General features: G+C 43.8%; 19 protein-coding genes, 1 other RNA gene and 1 pseudogene. 11 read left to right on the plus strand and 10 right to left on the minus strand.

The features are described 5' to 3' along the window. Positions 1-80: 80 nt before the first annotated feature. The 5 genes from ACTXGL_RS01835 to ACTXGL_RS01855 all read right to left on the minus strand — a co-directional run bounded on the left by ACTXGL_RS01835 (position 81) and on the right by ACTXGL_RS01855 (position 4,657). Positions 81-1,709 carry a long-chain-fatty-acid--CoA ligase gene (locus tag ACTXGL_RS01835; RefSeq protein WP_443524459.1) on the minus strand — a complete coding sequence of 543 codons (1,629 nt, stop codon included), beginning with the start codon at positions 1,707-1,709 and terminating at the stop codon, positions 81-83. A gap of 710 nt (positions 1,710-2,419) precedes the next feature. Beyond that, positions 2,420-2,665 carry a hypothetical protein gene (locus tag ACTXGL_RS01840; protein ID WP_443524460.1) on the minus strand — a complete coding sequence of 82 codons (246 nt, stop codon included), beginning with the start codon at positions 2,663-2,665 and terminating at the stop codon, positions 2,420-2,422. 248 nt (positions 2,666-2,913) lie between these two features. Further along, a complete protein-coding gene (locus ACTXGL_RS01845) occupies positions 2,914-3,165 on the minus strand; it encodes a hypothetical protein (protein WP_443524461.1) in 252 nt (83 codons plus the stop codon). A gap of 376 nt (positions 3,166-3,541) precedes the next feature. Beyond that, positions 3,542-3,900: a transfer-messenger RNA gene (ssrA, locus tag ACTXGL_RS01850) on the minus strand. Positions 3,901-3,985: 85 nt separating this feature from the next. Beyond that, positions 3,986-4,657, minus strand: a complete 672-nt coding sequence (locus ACTXGL_RS01855; protein WP_443524463.1) for an alpha/beta hydrolase — start codon at positions 4,655-4,657, stop codon at positions 3,986-3,988. Positions 4,658-5,052: 395 nt separating this feature from the next. On the opposite strand from ACTXGL_RS01855, the gene ACTXGL_RS01860 reads away from it, so the two are divergent. The 4 genes from ACTXGL_RS01860 to ACTXGL_RS01875 all read left to right on the plus strand — a co-directional run bounded on the left by ACTXGL_RS01860 (position 5,053) and on the right by ACTXGL_RS01875 (position 9,526). Beyond that, positions 5,053-6,411 (plus strand): glycerophosphodiester phosphodiesterase family protein, encoded by a 1,359-nt coding sequence (locus ACTXGL_RS01860; RefSeq protein WP_443524465.1) that lies wholly within the window; start codon positions 5,053-5,055, stop codon positions 6,409-6,411. Positions 6,412-6,644: 233 nt separating this feature from the next. Next, a complete protein-coding gene (locus tag ACTXGL_RS01865) occupies positions 6,645-7,421 on the plus strand; it encodes a response regulator (protein ID WP_443524466.1) in 777 nt (258 codons plus the stop codon). 16 nt (positions 7,422-7,437) lie between these two features. Further along, positions 7,438-9,195, plus strand: a complete 1,758-nt coding sequence (gene creC, locus ACTXGL_RS01870; protein ID WP_443524468.1) for a two-component system sensor histidine kinase CreC — start codon at positions 7,438-7,440, stop codon at positions 9,193-9,195. A 130-nt stretch (positions 9,196-9,325) separates the two neighbouring features. Beyond that, entirely contained in the window at positions 9,326-9,526 is a 201-nt protein-coding gene (locus ACTXGL_RS01875) for a hypothetical protein (RefSeq protein ID WP_443524469.1), read from the plus strand. 134 nt (positions 9,527-9,660) lie between these two features. On the opposite strand, the gene aroC is transcribed toward ACTXGL_RS01875, so the two are convergent. Then, on the minus strand, positions 9,661-10,764 hold the full coding sequence (gene aroC / locus ACTXGL_RS01880; protein WP_443524471.1) for a chorismate synthase: 1,104 nt from the start codon (positions 10,762-10,764) through the stop codon (positions 9,661-9,663). Positions 10,765-10,923: 159 nt separating this feature from the next. Then, on the minus strand, positions 10,924-12,096 hold the full coding sequence (prmB, locus tag ACTXGL_RS01885) for a 50S ribosomal protein L3 N(5)-glutamine methyltransferase (RefSeq protein WP_443524473.1): 1,173 nt from the start codon (positions 12,094-12,096) through the stop codon (positions 10,924-10,926). Between the two features lie 359 nt (positions 12,097-12,455). On the opposite strand from prmB, the gene ACTXGL_RS01890 reads away from it, so the two are divergent. Beyond that, positions 12,456-13,814, plus strand: coding sequence for a L,D-transpeptidase family protein (locus tag ACTXGL_RS01890; RefSeq protein ID WP_443524474.1), 1,359 nt, complete (start codon positions 12,456-12,458; stop codon positions 13,812-13,814). Between the two features lie 225 nt (positions 13,815-14,039). Here the strand turns inward: ACTXGL_RS01890 and ACTXGL_RS01895 are convergent, their stop codons facing one another. Continuing rightward, positions 14,040-14,252, minus strand: a complete 213-nt coding sequence (locus ACTXGL_RS01895; RefSeq protein WP_443524476.1) for a hypothetical protein — start codon at positions 14,250-14,252, stop codon at positions 14,040-14,042. A 279-nt stretch (positions 14,253-14,531) separates the two neighbouring features. Between ACTXGL_RS01895 and ACTXGL_RS01900 the strand changes: the two genes are divergently transcribed. From ACTXGL_RS01900 to ACTXGL_RS01920, 5 genes and pseudogenes are all read left to right on the plus strand, one after another. Beyond that, positions 14,532-16,304: a TIGR00341 family protein gene (locus ACTXGL_RS01900; RefSeq protein ID WP_443524477.1), complete on the plus strand. Its 1,773-nt coding sequence runs from the start codon at positions 14,532-14,534 to the stop codon at positions 16,302-16,304. A gap of 205 nt (positions 16,305-16,509) precedes the next feature. Beyond that, a complete protein-coding gene (alaS, locus tag ACTXGL_RS01905) occupies positions 16,510-19,182 on the plus strand; it encodes an alanine--tRNA ligase (RefSeq protein WP_443524479.1) in 2,673 nt (890 codons plus the stop codon). A 354-nt stretch (positions 19,183-19,536) separates the two neighbouring features. Next, positions 19,537-20,823, plus strand: coding sequence for an aspartate kinase (locus ACTXGL_RS01910; RefSeq protein WP_319050114.1), 1,287 nt, complete (start codon positions 19,537-19,539; stop codon positions 20,821-20,823). Positions 20,824-21,185: 362 nt separating this feature from the next. Continuing rightward, a pseudogene (gene csrA, locus ACTXGL_RS01915) lies at positions 21,186-21,353 on the plus strand (carbon storage regulator CsrA); the annotation flags it as partial. A gap of 161 nt (positions 21,354-21,514) precedes the next feature. Then, complete coding sequence (locus ACTXGL_RS01920; protein WP_443524480.1) at positions 21,515-21,889, plus strand: HopJ type III effector protein; 375 nt, start codon at positions 21,515-21,517, stop codon at positions 21,887-21,889. Between the two features lie 124 nt (positions 21,890-22,013). Here the strand turns inward: ACTXGL_RS01920 and ACTXGL_RS01925 are convergent, their stop codons facing one another. Next, positions 22,014-22,325 carry a YeaC family protein gene (locus tag ACTXGL_RS01925; RefSeq protein WP_443524482.1) on the minus strand — a complete coding sequence of 104 codons (312 nt, stop codon included), beginning with the start codon at positions 22,323-22,325 and terminating at the stop codon, positions 22,014-22,016. Positions 22,326-22,377: 52 nt separating this feature from the next. After that, the gene (locus ACTXGL_RS01930; RefSeq protein ID WP_443524483.1) at positions 22,378-23,382 is read right to left on the minus strand and encodes an NAD(+) kinase; all 1,005 of its coding nucleotides are present in this window, start codon (positions 23,380-23,382) and stop codon (positions 22,378-22,380) included. A gap of 318 nt (positions 23,383-23,700) precedes the next feature. Between ACTXGL_RS01930 and ACTXGL_RS01935 the strand changes: the two genes are divergently transcribed. Then, positions 23,701-24,423: a Bax inhibitor-1/YccA family protein gene (locus ACTXGL_RS01935; protein ID WP_058024171.1), complete on the plus strand. Its 723-nt coding sequence runs from the start codon at positions 23,701-23,703 to the stop codon at positions 24,421-24,423. The last annotated feature ends 120 nt before the right edge of the window (positions 24,424-24,543 follow it).

The raw sequence follows: 24,543 nt of genomic DNA on the forward strand, positions 1-24,543 counted from the left end.
ACTACACTCAGCAAAACCTATGTCATGTCATACTTGAGACTTTTAAAGTTATACTGATATCATTGTATAAGAGACCACTATCACATCTCTAGTAGTGCATCACCATAGTCGTCACGTAAGTCTTTTTTCACCATTTTTCCAGCGCCATTAAGCAAAATACTTTCTGTAAAAATAACTTTGTCAGGTATTTGCCAGCTAGCAATCTTGTCTTCATAAAAACTCAGCACTTGTGCCTCGTCGAGCTCTACATTTTCTTCTTTAACCACAATCAATACTGGACGCTCGCCCCATTTTTTGTGTTTTGCAGCAATTGCGGCTGCCATTTTTATCTGTGGATGTGCCACTGCAATGTTTTCAAGTTCTACTGAAGATATCCACTCCCCACCAGATTTGATCAAGTCTTTTGATCGGTCACGAATATTCATATAGCCATCAGCATCAATGGTTGCAATATCACCGGTGTCAAACCAGCCATCTTCCGTGATGGCATCAGGGTTTTCCGTATAGTAGTCGTTGATAATCCAGTGACCTTTGATTTGTAGGCGACCTTGAGAGATGCCATCTTCTTTCACTCTTTTGAGCGGCTCGTCAGTATCTATGAGGCGTAACTGTACGCCATAAGGCGGACGACCTTGAGAATTACGTAATTCGTTAATCTCATCCTTGCTCAGTGATTTATGCTTAGCTTTGATTTGATTCATTGTGCCAAGTGGACTGGTCTCCGTCATACCCCAGCCATGTACCGCATCGCAGTTAAAATCTTCTCTAAAGGTTTTGATTACTGATGGTGGACAGGCAGCGCCACCAACGATAGTACGTGTCATGCTGTCTAGCTTACTTCCTCTGGCTTTAGCAGCGGTCAATAGACTTTGCCAAATTGTTGGGACGCCCAAAGCGACAGTCACGTGATAATCATCAATGAGAGAAACTAGGCTGTCGCCATCAAGATTGGGGCCTGGAAGCATCAAGGAACAACCAGTTAATGCAGCAGCATAAGGAGTGCCCCACGCATTGACATGGAACATAGGTACTACAGGTAGCAAGACATCTTGAGCAGATAGCGCTGAGACATCAGGCATACACAGCGCCATCGCATGAAGTACAGACGATCGATGGGTATACAATATCCCTTTAGGGTTGCCTGTCGTACCTGAGGTGTAGCACAACGAGCTGGCAGTAGACTCATCGAACTGAGGCCACTCAAAGTCAGGAGAGTGATCTGCTAGTAATTCGTCAAAGAATAATACATCAGGCAGTTTTGCGACAACATCATCATCTCGATCACTTAGACAAATAAAGTGTTCAATACCTTTGATATCTTCTTTAATTGCCATAATTAATGGCAAAAAGGTGACATCAAAGAAAAGCACACGATCATCAGCATCATTGATAATGTAGCTTAGCTGCTCAGGGAATAAGCGTGGATTGATGGTATGACAAACCATCCCACTGCCTGAAATGGCGTACCACGCTTCTAGATGACGATGGTTATTCCACGCTAGTGTGGCAAGGCGCTCTGAAGACTTGAGTCCAAGGGCAGATAAGGCATTAGCCAGTCGTTTTGAGTTATCCGAAATACTCTGCCAATTGGTATGAGTCATCTGACCATCTACTTCTTTGGACAAAACCGCCGTATCGCCATGGTAGCGCGCGGCGTGTTCGATAAGACCGCTGATCAGCAATGGCTGATACATCATTTTTCCTAACATAGTACATTCCCTGTAGTTGTTTTAATGTCACCTTACTCTTATGAGTACATCTTCTGATGCTAAAATTAGGCCACAACTAAGAATAATCAGAATTATGGATGATGACAAGCGAATATTATGAGCTGATTAGATAACAAAAGCCTACTACCAAGCATCTAGTGCTCAATTGTTAGAACCATGCCTTTTACTTCTGAGCTCTCCAACAGAGATTCATAAGCTCCCCTGCTGTTAACGCTCTCAACGAGCAATAGTAAAACAAAAAATCCGACCACCTTAAGTGATCGGATTTTTGGTATTTAGTAGTCATGAGCAAAGACAGTAAATGAGTGCTCAACTTGTAATGCCATCAAAATTAAGTATGATGCGACATACTTTTGAGCCGGGCGCTATAGCTACTTTTTCAATTACAAAGATAACAGACGATGCCGAAATGTGTTTGCGTTATTAGCCATTACATACTCTCTTCGACTGGCTAATTTTGCTATTCTTACACACGAACTTGCCACCTTCGCAATGAGACACACCGCCCATTTTACCAGAGCATGGCTTATTCTGAGCATTCGCCTACATGGCGGGTGCCATGAGTAATAACGATACAATAAACGCTGACCACAATTTCATCATAACACCCTCAACAGTTGCGCAATATAATCGAAAATATATCACTACAAATGACTCTCATCAACAACTATCTGACTTATGTCTATTACTCAGAAACCAGCTTCATCTTGTGTCAGTTCACTTATCTCGATTGGCACAGCATAAAGCCACGTCCTATCAGCATTACAATAAAACTGTCCCTCTTCAAAATTTACAATACAAGCTGTAAAATCGTTATCCGCTTGGTCATCTAACGCATCTTCATCGCTTATGTCGCTCACTGCACACCATACTTCTTGGTGACCATTCTTAAGCATTGAACGGGTCAACTCGCTTCCTACAACTCCCCTATCCATAATGATGACTCCTACGATGAATATGATTGTTCAGTTAAACAATTGGGATAATAGGAGCAGCCACCTGAATATATCTTAGAGTTCCGATGTCCTAACTGTTTTATGCGTGCCATTGTTATTCTACATAAACATCATGACATACAATTAACCGTTAAAGAAGCGACTATAATAGTCCAAGCGCATCGTTGAATGACTATAAATGCTGATGCTCAGACCCACAAGGTCCAACTGTTTTAGACAATAACTGCTTACAGTCCTACTTCATCCTGAGTAAGCTCAACTTTTTTAATCGGTACAGCATAGCGCCATAAATTGCCTTGATCACAGACAAACTTATCTTGTTCAAAAGATACGATAGTGACCAATAATTCGTAATACCCATTATCGATAGTTGCCATCGCATGATCGTCATTAACATTGCTCACAGCACACCATACACCGGTATCGCTGCGTTCTAGGATCGCTTGTGTCAACCTACTTCCTTGTAGTTCGATAATCATCTCTAATCCTTAAAATATGACCCGTTGAGTCTCTACTTTACCTATAAATTCACTTTCTGCAATATATTTTTTAGACTCAGAAGTTTTGAATGGGCGTATTAGAGCGCAAATCTCATTACTTAAGATAGAGATTTCGTTGATTAAAATGGTACAACTGACAGGATTTATTAGACCAGAAACTATGCGATTTGATGACTGGATGGCGTGGGAGGGTCGAACTATTTTTGTTAATATTGAGCAGATTTATAATATCCTGTACTACTAGTAATACCAACATTCTATATAGAGCATCATAGGACGAGATAGAAATTAAAACCTAAAAAACAGGCAAAATAAAGGGCTGACAGTCTATGACGGTCAGCCCTTTATCAATGTTTGGTGGAGATGGCGGGAGTTGAACCCGCGTCCGCCAGCATTACGCTCATGAATCTACATGTTTAGTTTCTGTCTTTAATTTTAGTCCGCACCGATCCGACAGTCAGGATGGATTGGACGATTCTCTACTTTTGAACCCAAGCGATTGAGACAATCCCTTGTGGCGAGCCTACATGCGGACGCTTCAACTTAGTTAACCAACTGTAGGTGATCAGCAACTAAGTAAGCAGGGTTTATGCTGCTAGAGCGTAAGTTTCGTCGTTTGCGACTATAACAATATATGTTTGATTAACGAGAGGACATACACTCTCGACATGCATCATTGAGTTTCATCACCAGCGTCGAAGCCAGAACATCCCCAATAAGACTGGCTATTATATAGGAGATATCGGTTATGTTTCAACCTATAAGTAGCCTGCATTACATTACGTTACAGCTTAATAATTTACGCCAAAACAGTGTTTAACCACTGACCAATATTTTGAATCTGCGGCATACAAACTTGATGTGCCATCGGATACGTATTGTAAGACACATTATAGTCCTTTGCTGACAATAACTGCTGTGCTTGCTCACCTAGGATGACAGGCACGACTGGATCATGAGAACCATGCTCAATCAAAATGGGCATGTCTTTGTTCGCGGCACTATACTCAATATTATCATTGGTCGCTAAGTAGGTAGAGAGCGTCATCAAGCCAGCCAAACGTTCTGGATAGCCAAGTGCCACGTGATATGCCACTGCCCCGCCCTGCGAAAACCCTGCAATAACGATATGCTCTGGTAACACGCCGCGCTCTATCTCACGACTGATCAAATCTTGTATCTGCTGAGCAGACTCTTCAATCTGAGCCACATCTACTTTACGCTCCAGACTCATCTCTATGATGTCGTACCATGCTGGCATCACCATGCCGCCATTTACTGTGACTGGGCGTTTAGGTGCATGTGGGAAGATAAAACGTACTGCCATATCATCAGCCAAGCCAAGCTGCGGTACCACTGGCTCAAAATCATGACCGCTAGCACCTAAGCCATGCAGCCAAATCACTGCGCGATCTATCTTTTTTTGAGAGGGATTGTGCTCAACGACGACTGCGTCTAAATAGTTACTCATAGTTATCCTTAATAATGTAGTGAGATATGCCTTAAGCATTTCTATCTTTTTTGCCAAAATAATGTGTGTGTCATTATATGGTCAATATCATCTGTTAGTTTGAGAGTATGGTCAATAGTGCAGCATGAAACAGACCATAGCAAAAATGTGAACTCTAGAAAAAGACACATATGATCTTAAGACCGATAGGTTCAATACTATCAAGCTTGAATACTGTTAACTGTCTATTCTTTAGTACACTTGCCTACAATAGTGTCCGCATTAATGCTAATTTCTTACACGGTTAAGCTTTTACAAGAATACATTGACTTTAGTGCTTTTTAGCAAAACGTTATTTTTTTAATTCCTATCCATATAACCGATGGGATTTTTATAATTTTGCAGGAACATTTTACATGACAATTTCTAATAAATCAGCGCTTGAGCTGAGTAAGCAGACGCCGGCCAAGGTTAATAAGATTAATCTCGCCTTACCTTTAACGCTGATCAGCTCATTATTGATAGTAGGTTGCACTGCCGATAGCCGCTCAATGCTCACATCAAAAGCCCCTTCATCGACGACGCAACCGCAATCGTCTTCACCTATTGCATACACCTATGGCGTGCGTCCGTTTTATCTGATCAATGATATGGACGAGGGACCACTAAAAGAAGAGCTACAGGCCTGCAGAGGGCAACTGCCAAGTAAGACTGACTTCTCTATTGCCCATCGAGGTGCGCCATTACAACTGCCTGAACATACCTATGACAGCTACGTGGCGTCAGCGCAAATGGGTGCTGGCATCTTGGAATGTGATGTGGCGTTTACCAATGATGGGGAGCTTGTCTGTCGTCATGCCCAAAACGATTTGCACACCACTACTAATATTTTGACCACGCCGCTGGCCAAGCAATGTACCGTACCGCCCATCTTAGATGCTAAAGGCAAACTTACCAATGCCGGCAGTATCGAATGCCGCACCTCAGATATTAGCGGTGCTGAGTTTAAAACCTTGACAGGTAAAATGGACGCCGCCAATAAAGAAGCGACCAGCATTAGTGACTATATGAATGCAACCGCGCCTTGGCGAACGGATTTGTACTCACAAAACGGCAAGGTGATGACGTTAAAAGAGCATATTGCATTGGCAAGCCAGCTGGGTATGAAGCACACACCTGAGCTAAAAGCGCCTGCAGTAGCTATGCCGTTTAATGGCTATCGTTTAGATGACTATCGCCAACAGCTGATAGACACTTATAAAGCTGCCAACGTACCTGCAAGCGATGTGTTTGCTCAGTCATTCAATATAGAAGATCTTGATTACTGGATCAAAAAAGAGCCAGCTTATGGCGCCAATGCCGTCTACCTCATTGATGACAGCAACGAGACCGCTGACGATAAAACGTTTGATAAAGATGACGCAACCACTTGGAAGCACTCATTGGCTGATATCAAAGCACGTGGCATCAACACCATTGCACCAGCACTTTGGCTATTAGTCACTACTGACGGTAAGGGAAATATGCAACCATCAGAATACGCAAAACAAGCCAAAGCTAATGGTCTTAAAATCATTACGTGGTCAATAGAGCGTTCAGGACCATTAACTGATGGTGGTGATTGGTACTATAGCGGTCTTGGTGATGCTATCAACAATGATGGTGATATGATGAATTATATTGACGTACTAGCACAAGACGTTGGTGTTCAGGGTATTTTTTCAGATTGGCCTGCTACAGTGAGTTACTATGCCAACTGCAAAGGTCTGAAATAGGTTTTCGCTTAATCTGTTAATAGACAATCACGCTTAATCTTTATTATCAAGGTCAGCTGGTTCATTGAGCTGACCTTTTTTATTGAATGCATTAAGGGAGTAACGTCATAAACGGTTTACTTAGCACCTCCCTTTTCCATTAACTTTTCACATCATTTGACTCATGGCAGCAATAGCAATATACGCTTTTGTGCTACGATAATTTAATAAGCTTATAAGACGATGTAGAGACTATGACCCATATTTTACTAGTAGAAGATGATCCTGCTATTGCCATGTCACTCAAAGTGACTTGCAAGCGTGAAGGCTGGGATATGACATGGTTAGATAATGCCAGTAGTGTGTTACCCATGCTGCACAGTGATGAGGCTCGCGACCTATCAGCGATTATTATGGATGTCGGTCTGCCAGATGGTGATGGCTTGAGTCTGTGCCAACAAATACGTCATGCAACTGATATCGATACGCTAAAAGATTTACCTATCGTGTTTTTGACTGCACGTAGCGATGAGGTCGATCGTATTTTGGGGTTGGAGATGGGCGGTGATGACTATTGTGCCAAGCCCTTTAGTCCACGCGAATTGGTTGCACGCTTAAAGGCTATCTGGCGACGTGAGCAGTTACTGGTTCAGCAGTCTGAATCTTATACAACTAATGACAAAGTTGAAAACACGCCCGCAATCAACCTAACTGGGCAGGCACTGACGTTCGAGAATCAAGCTGGTGTTTGGCACTATCAGCCGCTTAATTACTCATTGAGATGGCAAGAACAAAAGCTTGAGCTTAGTAACACCGAGCGCAAAATCTTACTGTCATTATTACAAGCACCGAACCAAGTGTTTAGTCGTGAGCAACTACTTAATGCAGTAAGCGACTATCCCGATCATCGCTTGGCGCGCACGATTGACAGTCATGTTAAGTCGATTCGTAAGCAGTTGGCGACCGTCGATGCGAGTATCGATGTGATTCACACACATCGCGGACTGGGTTACGCACTATGTCCTGCTTGATAATGGCTTTGAACCTATGAATCATAAAGCCGATAACCGTAGTAATAGTAATAGTGACATCAATCGTGATCACAACATCGACGATGATCAAAGCAATTGGTATGCCAAACTACACCCTATCGGTACAGCGCAGCAAGTCTCTAAACGCAAACGACTGCTCAATCTGAGTATATTCTTTAGGATTTGGTTGGCAGTCGCTTTGGTACTCATTGTCTGCGGTGTTGTTGCCTTTACTCAGTTATTTGGTTACGTCAAGCCCACTGCACAGCAAGTCATTGAAGATACACTACTAGATACCAGTAAATTACTTGCTGCTAGTCTACAAGTGCCTCTATCTACAGGTCAGCTTTATGATGAAGCTTACCAGGCGCAGCTTGATGCTGCGTTTGTTGCTATGTCAACGACTGACGATAGTCTGGGCCCTGTCTACCAGACCAAAAACCATACCAGCTTTCGAGTATATGTGACAGACAGTAGTGGCAAGGTCATTTACGATTCGCTCCCCAAACCTGATAACAACGAAGGACAGAATTACGGACGCTGGAACGATGTCTATCTCACACTAAGAGGTCAGTACGGCGCAAGAAGTACGCTAAAAGATTACCAACAGCATGATGGTTCAGTCATGTATGTGGCTCAGCCCATCAAAAATCCGTCTGGTGACATTATGGGCGTGGTCAGTGTCGGCAAGCCTGTCGCTAGCATATTGCCCTACTTAGACGATACGCGTAATCGCATGCTCATCACCGCGCTATTTATGAGCATCGCAGCCCTTATTCTGGCAGGACTAGTAGCATGGTGGCTCAAACAAAGCATCACCTTAGTCACCCAATATACCAGTGCACTGGCAGAAGACACCAAAAAGCCCTACTTTTATCTCGGTTATGAACTAAATAGCCTAACAGACACAATCGAGTCCATGAAACATCGCTTGGAGAATCGTGCTTACGTCACTGACTATGTGCATACGTTGACGCACGAGCTTAAAAGCCCGCTGACTGCGATACGCGCCAGTGGTGAGCTATTAGAGGATGATGGCATGGATGGAAATGCCCTTGATCATGATGATCGGCAGATGCTTATCGAAACGATAGGTGAACAAAGTATAAAAATGCAGCAGCTTATCGATCGACTGCTATTACTTGCTAAAGTGGAGCAGCCTACCTTTAAGCTCAATCGTCAGCCAACGTCCCTACTGCCATTATTGCAGAGCCTGATAAAAGACAATACAGCTAAACAGCAGCAGCAGAACCTTAAACCTATTGATATCTATATTGATAATGAGCAAGTGACCAACAACATAGACTTGCCAGCAGATATCTTAGCGTCTACTAGCGTGTTCGCTGATGAGTTTTGGTTGATACAAGTGCTACAGAACGTACTAGATAATGCCATTCATTTTGCTGACAGCATTGTTGAGGTTTCTTTGCATGGTACAGCGCGGACGGTAACTATCGACATATTTAATGATGGCAAGCTATTACCGGATTATGCTATCGCAAAAGCTTTCGAGCGTTATTTTAGCTTATCGCATCAGAGCCAACCCACTTACCAAACCACTGAATCAAAACCGGCTACTAACGCTGGTAGTACGCTCAAAAAAGGTACGGGGCTTGGACTGACTTTGGTAAAACAAGTCATCGAACATCATGGTGGTCAAGTCACTATTAACAACACCCATGCCGACAAGAGTAAAGCTAGTGCTAGTAAACTCAGCACTCATCAAAAGCAACGTTATGGCGTTATCGTTAGCATCACCCTGCCATTGGCTTAAAAATAAACATGTACGGCAGTTCATCAATTTTCCATCATGACTGCATATGATTTCTATCTCTTCATTTTACGATAGCGTTATAGGCTGTTGAACAGCCAAATTCGTAAAGCAAATTAGGAGAAGATATCAAATGGCAAAATTACTCACTGACAGCCTTACTATTAGAAATTTAGTAGGTCATAGCCGTTATCATTGTATAGAGATATTATCAAACCAAGGGCTGAGTAGCATTGATTTTGGGCACTGGTTAGCAATTCCCAGTCAGCGGTTATTACTGATCTTTCGGAATCAACAATGTGTGGCTATTGATGCGTATCAATTGGCAGCCTAATACTTTGACAGTTCAAAATGTTTATTATATTTAGATATAATCAATATTATAACGAGCCATAAAAAAGCCCTTTATCGCCTCTAGTAATTAGATACTGAAAGCGATAAAGGGCTAATTACTCTACGACGGAAATACTAGGTGATTGATTGCACTGGTGGTTTCACGTCCGCGTTTTGACCGCGGTGACGCAGATAGTGATCTAGCACTACAATTGCTAGCATCGCCTCTGCGATGGGCGTCGCACGTACACCAACGCATGGGTCATGGCGACCTTTAGTCAGCATATCGACTGCCTCGCCTTGCGTATTGATACTCTTACCAGCCGTGGTAATACTAGACGTTGGTTTTAGCGCAATACTCACACGGATATCTTGCCCTGATGAGATACCGCCCAAGATACCACCTGCATGATTGGCCGCAAACCCATCTGGCGTCAGCTCATCACGAGCACTATGTCCGAATTGACCTGCCACGTCCATACCATCGCCAATCTCAACCCCTTTGACCGCATTGATACTCATCATCGCATGCGCGATATCGGCATCTAAACGATCAAACACTGGCTCACCCAAACCTGCAGGCACACCGCTTGCGATAACTTCAAGGCGCGCGCCGCAGCTGGTTCCTTCACGGCGCAAGTTATCGATCAACGTTTCAAAACGGCCAATCGCTTCTTTATCAGCACAAAAGAACGGATTGCTATTTACAAACGCCCAGTCAATTTGGCTAGGATCTAGAACGTTACTATGCTCGTTACCGATTTGGGTCACGTGACCACGGATTTGTACGCCCAAACGTTCTTGCAAATACTTCTTGGCGATAGCACCAGCCGCCACTCGCATGGCAGTCTCACGCGCTGACGAGCGACCGCCACCACGATAATCACGGAAGCCGTATTTCATACTATAAGTATAGTCAGCATGCCCAGGACGGAAGGTATCCTTGATATCGCTATAGTCTTTTGATTTTTGATTGGTATTACGAATCAATAGACCAATAGACGTCCCTGTGGTTTTGCCCTCGAAAACACCAGAGATGATTTCGACTTCATCAGACTCGCGGCGCTGGGTTGAGTACTTAGACGATCCTGGCTTGCGGCGATCCAAGTCTACTTGCAAATCTTCTGCAGATAACGCCAAACCTGGTGGCACACCGTCAACAATCGCCATAAGGCCTGCGCCATGCGACTCACCGCAAGTGGTAACCGTAAAAACCTGCCCAATACTATTGCCTGCCATAACTATCCTTAAACAAGTAAACGTTACTGATGACTATTTGATCCATCTTTTATGATTAGTGCTTATAATTCTCGAGTACAGATGTCGGTTACGGATATCAGCTGTTATTGTTTAGCGCATTCACTCATACAACCGATATCCATGCAACCTAATGGCTGACTATTGGATACTGTCCAATAGTTGAACAAAAGAGGCAAACAGTTGACGATGTGATACTAGCTCATCATAAGTGATCGCAAACACCCCATGCCCACCATGTGCAAACTTCAACCAATCGAACTGAATTTCAGGATAAGCTTGTTTTAATGCCCACTCGCTATCACCCACCTCACAGATCAACAATCCTTCTGGACTCAGATAATCTGGCGCTTCAAATAAAATGCGATGCACCAAGTCCAAACCATCTTGACCCGCGGCTAGCGCGTGCTCAGGCTCATACAAAAACTCAGGAGGCAAATCTGCCATGATAGCGGCATCGACATATGGCGGATTGGTGACGATAAGCTCATACTGGTTCTCAGCAGGTATCTTAGCAAACAGATCTGACTCAATTACGTTGACTTGATGTCCAAGGTCATGATGATCGACATTGACCATGGCTACTTCTAATGCGCCCTTATCGATATCGACTGCATCAACCAATGCATCGACGAAACGGGTCGCAAGCGCAATGGCGATACAAGCAGAACCAGTGCACAGATCCAAGATACGCTCAGGCTGTGACAACTGCTTCACTTCTAAACCATGGTCATAAAACACCGCTGACTGCTCATTTGGACTAACGCCTAGAGGCTTGGCAAGTTCAGTCACATCAAAGTATGGATGGAACTGCTGGCGAATCAACTCTGCGATTGGCGAGCGAGGGATAAGGACACGCTCATCCACATAAAAAGGCAAATCACAGAAATAAGATAAGTTAATCAGATAACTCAATGGCTTACGTTCAGCGATACGCTCTTCTAATAACCCAAGTACTGCCTGCTTCTCTGACGTGGTCAAACGGCAGTCTAAAATTTGCTCATTGGCTGACCAGTCTAACGATAGCGAATGCAATACGATGGCTGAGGCTTCTGCAAACTCATCTGTAGTGCCTTGCGCGACAACCACATCATAGTTACGCAACTGCGTGACCGAAAAACGAATAAAGTCGCGGATACTTACCAGTTGCTCACGCGCTTCATTCAGCTCTGCTTGTAGGTTAGCAAATTCATCGTGCTCACCAAGAAGTCCAGTCTCTAAATCATACTCCATCTCGCCGTCTAAGCCCTCAGACTCATCGTTAAAGTATTGGTTTTGAAACTCTTCTGCACTCATTGTTTGGTCTTCTGACATATCGCACCTTATGGATTAACTACATAGCGGATTAAATTGCTTTTTGCTAAAAACTGCTTTTTGCTAAAAGTCGGTTTATTAACCAAAAATTTAATCCTACATTATAGACGTAAACACCTAATAGCGCCAATCAGTGTCACTATTACTGCAACAAAAAACAGGGTCAGTATCAGATCATTTGCGTAAGAATCGCGCACCATGCCATACATATATTCGTTAAATTATTACCCAACTGTAGCGAATACGTCAGCAGCTGACGTTTGGCAACCGTTAAATACAAAAACATGTGTCAAAAGTTTGCGATGGCGACAAATTATGCGCATAATAGCCGCATTAGTAGCAACCACAAGTGATTCAACATGATGAAAATAAAGCCTATTATTACTGCTATATCTATTGCCACCATAAGTGCTAGCGTTGCCGCGCTAGCTGCGCCTGCTGATGCTACTCGCACATTGCCAGTACGCACATCAGATACGATGCCGAGCCTTGCCCAAAAGGTGAGCTTGGATGTACAAGAAAATCGTAGCAGCTCGTTAGACAGTCGCTTGCCAGCTGATCGTATGACTCAGCTTATTGATTCAAAGAGTGAGTCAAAGGCTGCCGACAACATGAGCGCGGCAGAATTGACACGTAAAGATGAGCAAGCTGACCGTGATGATGATATAACTGAAGGCCAAGCTGTTGCTGCTCCTAGCGATTTGTCATCTATCAATTCATCTGATCCACTTGCTTTTGAGCTGCCAGAGAGTGAGAAACGTCAAGACTTCAGTGATGATCCAACCATCAAAAGCATTGAAGACAAAGATGGTAAACGACACACCACACTAAACTTATCAAACTATGCTAAGCAAGTGAATAGTGCTGTCTGGTCACCAAACATGAACGTCAACTCAGCAATGACCATCAAAATACAAGCACTACTTGATTGGAACCATGCGTCTCCTGGTCCTATCGATGGCGGTTGGGGCATGAACAGCAAAAAAGCCTTGGTCAACTTTCAAGCGATGAGAGGCCTGCCAAAGACAGGTAAAATGGACCAAAAAACGTGGGATGCCTTAGTAAAAAATATTCCTGCAACCAAACCTGTATTGGTCACTTATACCCTGACTGAAGACGATCTTAATACCAATTTTGCAACCACGCCTTCTGGTTCAGAAGCCAAGTCAAAAATGAAAGGTTTGTATTATCAAGACATCAAAGAGATGTTAGGTGAACGTTTCCATATGGACGTACGCTACCTTGATAAATTGAATAAGAATAAAGAGTACAAAGTTGGTGAGACGATCACCGTACTGAACAATCGTGGCAAGCTCAACCAACGTATCAACCGTATCGTTGCCAACAAAGCAGATAAGACACTTTATGCATATAACGGTGATAAACTGGTTGCTACCTACCCAACGACCGTCGGTAGTGACGCCACACCGTCACCAAAAGGGTCATTTAAGATCATCAATAAAGTAAAAATGCCTTGGTATAAATCAACTGTCGGTGAAGGCGCTCAAAAGAAAGTCCATATGATAGCACCAGGACCGAACAATCCAGTGGGTGTGGTATGGATGGGCTTATCTAAGCCCTCTTATGGGTTACATGGTTCACCAGTACCTGAAGGTATCAGTCGCCAAGGATCAGCAGGTTGTGTTCGTTTGACCAACTGGGATGTGTTAGAGGTTTATGCCAATGTTGAAAATGGCGCGGTTGTCGAACTTCAGTAAATCTGACTGACTATCCCAATCCATCATAAAAATCATGACAAAAAAGACCTCCATCGTGAGGTCTTTTTGATACCTACTTGTTTTTTTCTGCTTATTTATAAAATCACTTTCCATATAGTCGCCTTATATATAGCGACCTTTTATAGAATCACTTTGTTGTAAAGCTGCCTTAGAATCAAAGCGTTTTAGCACAGCTTCTCACTTACAAAACGTAGGTCTTATTAACTACGCCTCGTAGCCCTCCTCATCACCCGTAATGTTGCCGATTTTTTTGGCAAAGAACATCGTTACAGGAATAGAAGCCAAAGCACCCACCGCGACCGCTATTTGCATATGAGCAATCTCATCGAACCCCATAATGAGCGTACCAATGATGACAACGCCTGTGGTGACCGTGCCTGCTATGATGTAAATGACAGCAAATAATGACCAATTCATGATTTAATCCTTACTTTTTTTGTGGGTATAATCTATTTATACTTCAATTCCACAATTTTATTAAGTATTTAATCTGAACGCTTATATCACCTATATCAGATGACTTTTATTCAAAACCATGTTAGCTTTAAGGTTTTAGATGAATGCTAATAAATTGCTCTTTTATCACACGCTTACCTATCTATACTCTCCTTTGCCTAATCGCAAAAAACCCCTATACCTTTGTCCGTTTATCATTACAATAGTGACTTTCTTCATTCGTTGAGAAAGTTATCTGTTATGACCTCATCTAAAAAAAACGTATCTACTGACTCAGCTCAGCAGAATAAAACTTCAGCCAATGCTGATCCTAAAAACGATCAAGATGCTTTGACTGATTCAGTAGCGGATACGGCGATAAGCGACACTGAAATGACCAACATGACTCAAGAAGCACTAGAAAATGAAGATCTAGCCTGTGCTGAAAACCCTGAAGCCAATGTTAAGATAGAGTCAATCAGTGAAGATGTAGTGGTAGCCACGCTGGAGACAACTGAACCTATGTCCCAGTCCAACTCTGAGCAGCCTAACCCTAATAAGCCCAATTCTGAGCAGTCCAATCCTAAACAGCAGAACCATGAAGATTCATCTGAATCCCAATCAGATTTCTTTCAATCAGATGCGGCTGATACATTAGAGAGGAGCGCTCAAGACAAAAAAAATGCTGACATAACGGAATCAACAGACGACGACCTAACTGTCGATGCTCAACACGCACCCTTAGACAGCTCTGATGAGCAAGCAGACAGTCAAGCGAAAACGAATAATACATTGAAAGATAAAAGTGTACATGAGCACGATAGTTTGCAAAGCGATGATCAATACAATGATCAAAGTAACGATCAGGACGAGGAACAAGACAACAGCCCCAATGTAGATGAACATAAAGAACACGAAAGCGATGAAGAAGAGGTTCAGGAAGAAAAAGAAGCCAAGCTTGAGTCTTATAAGCAGTTTGTCGCTGAGCAGTTCAATAACAAAAAAGTAGATTATCCAGAGGTGCGGGTTAGGATTGAAGCCAATGCGCTGCCCAGCAGAATGTACTTCATTATGAATATCCTCTCTGCCATCATCGCAAGCTATGGTCTAGTAACCAACTCGGCAGCGGTCGTAATTGGTGCGATGCTGGTTGCGATGATGCTAGGTCCCATCACTGGCGTCGCGTTAGCGATCATTGACTACCGTATGCCCCTACTACGTAAGTCACTAGTCACCGTGTTTCTGGGGGTGTCATTGGTATTGGTTGTTGGATTCATCGTTGGCTGGCTACACAAAGACCAACCCTTGACCGCTGAAATACTATCGCGTACCCAGCCCACCTCTATGGATCTTATGATTGCATTGGCAGGTGGTACGGCTGGTGCCTATGCGATGGTGTCTCCGCATTTATCAGTCGCGGTAGTCGGCGTTGCAGTAGCCACTGCGTTGGTGCCACCGCTTGCTGCTAGTGGTATTTTATTTGCTAACGGTGAGCTACAGCTTGGATTTGGTGCGCTTTTATTAGCAGTAACCAACATCATTGCTATTCAGTTTACTAATGCACTTGTGTTATGGGTTTTGGGTTTTCGCCGCTTGGTCGACAACGACTATAAATCAAACAACTATCTGACTTTTTTGCAGCGTAACGCGGTGACTTTGTTATTACTGGGTGGTTTGGGTACCTATTTGACCATCAACCTACAGACCAATGCCAAGCAGCAGGTGTTTGAAAGTAGTGTGAAAGAAGCTATCAACAGCTACTTTATCGATCAAGGCAACGTGCTGACCAATACTCAATTTGACACATCAGACGAGAATCAAGTCGTGCGTGCAGTCGTGCGCGGTGAGACGACACCGACCTCATCCGATGTTCGTCAAATCGAGGCGGTCATTACCCAAGATATGGCAAATAATTTTCCTGAGTATCTACCCATCAAATTGCAATTACGCTATCTACCCGTGCAAGTTATTGAGTCTGACCCCGTGACAAAAGACAAACTCGATGAGACTGATGCCGCTATTTTGACCAACTAGCTTGTTCATTGGACTGACCTGGTTGCACGATTGGCTTGTTTAAACCGTCAATCTTGATGTGCTACCAATCAAGCAGCGGTAAGCATGCGCATAATAACCTAGCAGTTATAACTCTTGTACCAAGAGCTTGGGCGTTTGTGCTAAAATCGCTTGCAAAATTATTTTATGTTATTTACTCAATTCTATCCGTCAGTAAGGAGCCGCTGTGAGCCAGCCATTTCGCTCAGCCGATATTCGCCAAGCCTTTATCGATTTTTTCATAAGCAAGCAGCACACCCAAGTTTCATCGTCTAGCTTGATTCCTCATAATGATCCGACATTACTATTTACTAATGCCGGTATGAATCAGTTCAAAGAAACCTTTTTGGGTATGGAGCCACGTGACTACACACGTGCTGTAACTTCTCAAAAGTGCGTCCGTGCTGGCGGCAAGCATAACGATCTAGATAATGTCGGCTACACTGCCCGCCATCATACGTTCTTTGAAATGCTAGGCAACTTTTCATTTGGCGATTACTTCAAACAAGCAGGTATCGAGTATATCTGGGAGTTTTTGACCTCAAAAGAGTGGCTAGCCATTGATAAGGATCGTCTGTACGTCACCATTTATGAAACCGATGATGAAGCCTTTGAGATTTGGAATAAAAACATTGGTATTCCAAGCGATCGCATCATTCGTATTGGCGATAACAAAGGTGCGCCTTACGCTTCTGATAATTTTTGGACCATGGGTGATACTGGTCCTTGTGGTCCTTGTACCGAAGTCTTTTATGACCACGGCGCCGATATCGAAGGCGGCTTGCCAGGTACTCCTGAAGAAGATGGCGACCGCTTTATTGAGATTTGGAACTGTGTCTTCATGCAGTTTAATCGTCAAAAAGACGGCACTCTATTACCGCTACCAGCACCCAGTGTCGATACAGGCATGGGACTTGAGCGTATTAGTGCCATCATGCAAGGCGTCCATGGCAACTATGAGATCGACCTATTTGTCCATTTGATGGATGCGGCGGCTGAAATCCTAGAGATTGACAATGAACAGCAGTCATCACTAAAAGTCATTGCCGACCATATTCGTGCCGTAGCGTTTTTGATTGCTGATGGCGTTACGCCAAGCAATGAAGGTCGTGGCTATGTCCTACGCCGCGTCATTCGCCGTGCCGTACGTCATGGCAACAAACTTGGTGCAGATAGTGAGTTTTTCTACAAAATGGTGGCGCCGCTCGTCGCAGAAATGGGCAGCGCTTATCCAGATCTAAAAGAAAAACAAACTGCCATCGAAAGTGCCATTCAAAAAGAAGAAGCACAGTTTGCTAAAACATTAGCCCAAGGTTTGCGTTTGCTTGCCAGCGAACTTGAAGGCTTACAAGATGGCGATACGCTATCTGGTGAAGCTGCCTTTAAGCTTTACGATACTTACGGCTTCCCACTCGATTTGACTGCCGATATCACTCGTGAGCGCGGTATTGTCATTGACGAAACAGAATTCGATGAGCATATGCAAGCGCAGCGTGAGCGTGCCCGTGATGCTGGCAAATTCGACGTTGATTACAGCAGCGTCATCCAAGTAGAAACGCCAACGACATTTATCGGCTATGAGCAGCTTGAAGAAGAAGGTGTCACTGTTGATGCGCTTTACCAAGATGGTAACCCAGCAGACAGCTTAACAGAAGGCATGGAAGGCGTTGTCGTACTTGATCGCACCCCATTCTATGCAGAAGGCGGCGGTCAAGTTGGTGAGCTTGGTGAAATTCGTACTGAATCAGGCGTCTTTAATGTACAAGACACTAAAAAGTCTGGGCAGGCGATTATTCATTATGGTGTCGTGACTATGGGTGAGATTAGCCCTAAGCAGACGGCTGACGCTCATGTACTCTCAAGCATCCGTGCCGCTAGTGCAAAAAACCATTCTGCTACTCACCTATTACATGCAGCGCTAAGAGAAGTATTAGGTGATGCGGTTACGCAAAAAGGCTCATTGGTCTCAAGCGAAGTACTACGTTTTGATTTTGCCTACGACAAGCCTGTCAGTGCCGCTGAAATTACGCGAGTAGAGCGTCTCGTCAATGAACAAATCCAAGCCAACACCCCTGCCCGCATCGAGCACATGTCGATTGATGAGGCCATGAACCAAGGCGCTATGGCACTGTTTGGCGAAAAATACGGTAGTGACGTTCGAGTCCTAACCATGGGTACAGACAGTATCGTAGATGGTCAGCGCAAGCCGTTCTCTATTGAGCTATGCGGTGGTCTACATGTGCAGCGCACGGGCGATATCGGCGTGCTAAAGATCACCAGTGAATCAGGTATCGCAGCTGGTATTCGCCGTATTGAAGCCGTCACTGGCATGAACGCGGTCAAAAACATGCAGCAAAGCGAGCAGCAACTGGGTGAGTTGGCAAGTCAGCTCAAAGTAAAACGTCCTGAAGTGGCGCAGCGTGTACGCACCATGGCAGATAAGCAGCGCGATCTTGAAAAACAACTAGAGCGTCTGCAACAAAAGATGGCCAGTGCTCAAGCAGCTAACTTACTTGATGATGTGCAGACTATCGCAGGTACACCAGTTCTTATCAGCACCCTAAGCGGCATCGATGGTAAATCTATCCGTACGCTGATGGACGATATCAAATCAAAACTACCTGATAGCGTGGTTGTACTCGTCGGTGATAAAGACGAGCAGTTGGCGCTCGCAGCGAGCGTAGCGAAGTCTGTCACTGCTAAGATAAAAGCTGGTGATATCATTCGTCATTTGGCGAGTGAGCTTGGTGGTAAAGGCGGCGGTAAGCCTGACTACGCCCAAGGTGGCGCGCCGAAGTCTGGCAACAGTGCAGCGGTTATCAGCGCTCTACCTGCTTGGATTGAAACCCGGCTTAGCTAAGCTAGTGAACATTAGACCAGCGAGTATATTGGTATAGCGCGTCATAATATACCTTATATTTATCGCATAGCTTTACTCGACTACGCACCAAATACGCGATTGGTTATAACCACTATAACCAATCGCCATATATCTAGGCGGTACTGAGACTTAAAGTTGTGCTGTAGATATGGTATAAAGGTCAACGTTTGGGCATGTTTTTCGTTCATTGAAGGTGGTAGACACAACCAGATGAACAAAAACCTAGGGCATCACTTTTATAATCTGGCTTTATGTATACAAGCATTGATAAGTCTCACATTGACACTCATCACTGATCATAAAAAGTCATTATTGAATAATAGGTAGATTTTTATGGCGTTAATAGTACAAAAATACGGCGGCACCTCGATGGGCAGTATCGACCGCATCAAAAACGTCGCCAAACGAGTCAAACGCTGGCATGACAATGGTCACCAAGTGGTCGTTGTGGTTTCAGCTATGAGCGGCGAAACCAACCGCTTAATTGATTTAGCACGCCAAATTAGCAACAATCCTGACGCACGTGAATACGACCAAATGGTCTCAACGGGTGAGCAAGTCTCTATCTCTCTACTCGCTATGGCGATTAAAGAGCTTGGTATTGGTGCTCGCTCATTTACTGGTCGTCAAGTCGCTATCAAAACTGACAACGCCCATAATAAAGCACGTATCGAAAGCATCGATGATAAAAACATACGCGAGCAACTAGATGCTGGCAATATCGTTATTGTGGCAGGCTTTCAAGGTATTGATGAAGCAGGCAACGCGACCACACTCGGACGCGGTGGCTCTGATACGACAGGTGTGGCGATTGCAGCAGCTTTGGGTGCTGATGAGTGTCAGATCTATACTGATGTCGATGGCGTCTATACCACTGATCCTCGTGTGACCTCAAAAGCCAAAAAACTTGAAAAAATTACCTTTGAAGAAATGCTAGAGATGGCGAGCCTTGGTTCAAAGATTCTACAGATTCGTTCAGTAGAGTTTGCTGGCAAGTACGGTGTACCTCTACGCGTCCTATCTAGCTTTGATGAAAACACAGATGGCAGCTTTGACCAAGAATTTCAAGACAATGTGGGCACCCTAATTACGATAGACGAAGGAGACAATATGGAACAGGCAATCATCTCAGGTATCGCGTTTAATCGAGACGAAGCAAAAATCTTAGTACGCGGTGTACCCGATCATCCTGGTATCGCCTCTGCTATCTTAAGCCCCATTGGTCGCGCCAATATCGAAATCGATATGATTGTCCAAAACCTATCAGACAATGGTACCACTGACTTTACCTTCACTGTAAACCGCACTGACTTAGACAAGACCCTAAAAGTGCTCAATGAAGAAGTCAAAGACGAGATTGGTGCCAAAGAAATCTCAGGCAATAGCGAAGTTGTCAAAGTTTCATTAGTCGGTGTTGGTATGCGTTCACACGCAGGGGTTGCAAGCCTAATGTTCCAGACATTGGCTGAAAACAACATCAATATCCAAATGATATCGACCAGCGAAATCAAAGTGTCTGTACTGATTCAAGACCAGCACTTAGAAAAAGCCGTCAAGTCACTGCATACTGCATTTGGTCTTGACCGTGAAGACGGCGAAAGCAAAATCGCTGGGCTATAACCCTCAAAAACTGTTAAAATACCGCCTGAGCATTGTCGGTAATTTGTCCAGTGCTACTGTTATATTGATATAATACTCAAATAAAATAGGATCTCTTTAGGTCCTATTTTTATTTTTTGCCCTAGCTGAAATGAGCACTTACCTAATAGTTTTGTGAAAAAACCGTGACAGTATCTGTTATGCCACCTATAATGGGGCTTTCATTTGGGCTAAATGAATCTACCTATCGTTACCGTTATGAGCACGATGTCGAGCATTGTAATTATTGATACATTGCTTGCCTAGTGCTACGGTAATGTTCTGCAATTGAGAAGTAATCTGATGAGTAATAATTTGTTGATGCGACATAAGGAGTGTGACGCATGTTAATTTTGACACGCCGCGTGGGCGAAACGCTAATGATTGGCGATGAAGTCAGTGTGACGGTTTTGGGCGTCAAAGGCAATCAAGTACGTATCGGTGTAAACGCACCAAAAGATATTGCCGTACATCGCGAAGAGATTTATCAACGTATTCAGCATGAGCGTTCTGTACAGTCGCAAATGCAGCATCTTGAGCAAGGCAACTTTTCGCCTTCATTCGATGACGAAGACTATTTCAATCGCTAATTTATAATACTTAGTGCTCAGCTGCTATCGAGTATCAATAAGTATTGTATTGTTTTTTTAATCTGCTCTGAGGTCATTTATTTATGAGTATCCGCCAATCAGATATATCGGCACTACTTAATGGTTTGAACAAAAAAGCCATTGGATTCAATGATGTCATCAGCTTTATTGATGATTTTTATCGCTATGCGCCTGCCCCTTTTGTGAATGGAATGGTACATAATGCAGCTGGTGAAAACGAAGGTAGTGCAAAAATTTTTGGTTTTGCTAAGCATCATGGTTTGAACCAGCTAGACACGCTAAAACTATTTGGCGAGCACTATGCTAAAGTACAATCAACGCCTAATGGTACTGATCACGCCAATATTCGTAACTTTTTGCATTGGGGCTGGCAGGGATTTTTGATGCAGAAAAACCCACTAACGGTTCGTCCTAGTGTCGATACGACTGCAATTTAAGCATGTGTTGTGATTAGAACACTATAAAGTAAAAAAGCCACGCTAATGAGCGTGGCTTTTTTGTGATGGCTGTATTTATGGCTATCACAGACCTACCTATTTGTAGGTCTATTTATCACAAAACTTATTTATCACGAAATTTGACAGGCTGCACGGCACCTTTAGGGTTCGGCATATTAGGATAATGATGTTCATGCTCGACATCACATTCAGCACCAGCCACTGAACCGTCGTCTTTTACTGGTTTGTGGATATAGCCAGTACGTTCAGCAGGCGGTAGGTGCTCATGCTCCCATATCATTACCGCTTGCATACAAGTGTCGCGCTGCTCAGCAGTAATTTTGCGACCATCAGGCCATTTGCCCAGCTCAATCGCCATACGAAATTTATCGACTACCTCAGGCGTTAGACTTGCTAGTATTGTTTGTTTATCCATTTTGCCTACTCCACTGCGATTTTTGGATCATACTTCTACATAAAAGACTGACTTATTCATCGTCCATAATATCATCATCGACATCAAGACTGAATTCTTCAGCGTGGACATTCCAGTGTAACTTTGTCCGGCACGCTTCATAAAAATCAAACCCAGGTGGGTGCAACAAAGTCAGTTTGTCAGGGTGCTTACGAATATGTAAGCGTTGCTCTTGTTCGAGCGGTACACTGGGCTTGCCATCTGCACTAACCATTGGCTGCGTACGGTTGTCTTCATGGATACGAATACAGACTTCACTATTACCGCTGACCACAATCGGACGACTAGATAAGGTATGAGGATGCATAGGCACGAGACAAATGGCATCCATACTCGGATGTATGATAGGACCACCACCAGATAGCGCATAGGCAGTTGAGCCTGTCGGTGTTGCTGCTATTAGCCCGTCACTATGCTGTCTATATACATCGTGTCCGTCAATTTTCATCTGAAAATCAATCATATGTACCGACTTGCCAGCATGCAACACGATATCATTGAGCGCCATATCCTCATGGACTATTTTGCGCCCTTCTCGTATTTCCATCGTAAGCAAAAACCGATGATCCAGCTGATAGTCTCCCATCAACACCTGACGCAGTTTAAACGCCGCTTCATCAGGCTTTACATCTGCCAAAAACCCTAAGCGACCACGGTTAACTCCCAATACAGGCACACGGTAACGTGCTAATGCTTCAGCAGCATGTAGTATCGAGCCGTCACCACCGACCACAATAACCAAGTCGCAAATCTCACCAATTAAGCCGCGCTTTACGATTTTGACTTTTTCTATGTCTATAAGATCCAATGTGGGCAAATTGGCAGTTTGCACATCCATGATCAATGTCAAATTCATGTCATTGATGGTTTGGGCGATCTGCACCAGACTTTGAGTGACGCTGCGTTTACCAGCGCGGCCCATCAGCCCAATGCGCCTAAAAGCAGGGTTCTTGATAGCGTGGAATAGCTCTGATTCATGTAAGTGTGGCAATCTTGCTGACTGCGCTGAGTTTTCCATAAAACGACTCGGTATAACGGTGAAGTACAGGGCAATGATAGCGATAAATGCGCGCTTAGACTAGCATGTTTCTCAATTATCGTTGTTAACTGTCGTAACTGACCCCATATAAAAGCTATCAAATGACTTACTTAGCCTTACTTGCCTGCCCAATATACGCACGAGCGTGCAGCAGTTTGATACGTGAGCTACTGACACTATTAGACAGCTAGGAAGACAGTCACAATGGCTGTCACGCAAACACAGTTGACAATAATGGCGGTTTTGCTAAAGTAGCTAACATCTCTATTTTCATATTTTATTATTAAGGATTTATGTATGGCCAATCCTATTGTCAGTCGCGCAGAACTTGCGATCGGCGGTAATCCAATGACGGTCAAGGGTGTTATTCAAAAGACCAGCCTATTACTTGGATTATCAGCTATTACTGGTGTGGGCTTTTTCTTTTATGCGCTTATGGCAGGTTTATCGCAAGGTTTTATTACCATGGCAGCCTTCGGTAGCATGATTGCTGCGTTTGTTCTTGCCCTTTTTATCACTTTTAAGCCACAAAAAGCCAAGACGTTGGCAGTGCCTTATGCATTGCTAGAAGGTATATTTCTGGGCGGTATCTCACTATTTTTTATGAGAATGTATCCGACCGTACCAGTAACTGCAATGTGTGCAACGTTCGTCACAGCGGCAGTCATGCTAGGCCTCTATCGCTCAGGTTTGGTTAAGGTCACTGAAAAATTCCGCTCTATTGTGACCTCAGCCGTTATTGCCATTATGCTTGTATACGTCGCACAATGGGTGCTTTCTCTAGCATTTGGTTCAACACTACCGTTCTTGTTTGAAGGCGGTGCTATCGCTATCGGCTTTAGCTTGTTTGTGATTGTTATCGCTTCTTTTACGCTATTATTAGACTTTGACAATATCGATCGCGGCGTTGCAATGGGTATCTCAGAAGACTACGAATGGTTATTCAGTATTGGTATTCTTGCGACTCTAGTCTGGATGTATATCGAATTCATGCGTCTATTGAGCTATTTACAAGACTAATTCGATACACTGTCTGATAGCAACTCTGTACAAAAACCGCCTTAACTACTTATATGTAGTTCAAGGCGGTTTTTTTATGGCTGAATGTTGCAGGCTGGCTTAACGTCAGTGCGTTCTGAA

The sequence above is a fragment of the Psychrobacter sp. T6-6 genome, assembly GCF_052258185.1.
Classification (GTDB): Bacteria; Pseudomonadota; Gammaproteobacteria; order Pseudomonadales; family Moraxellaceae; genus Psychrobacter.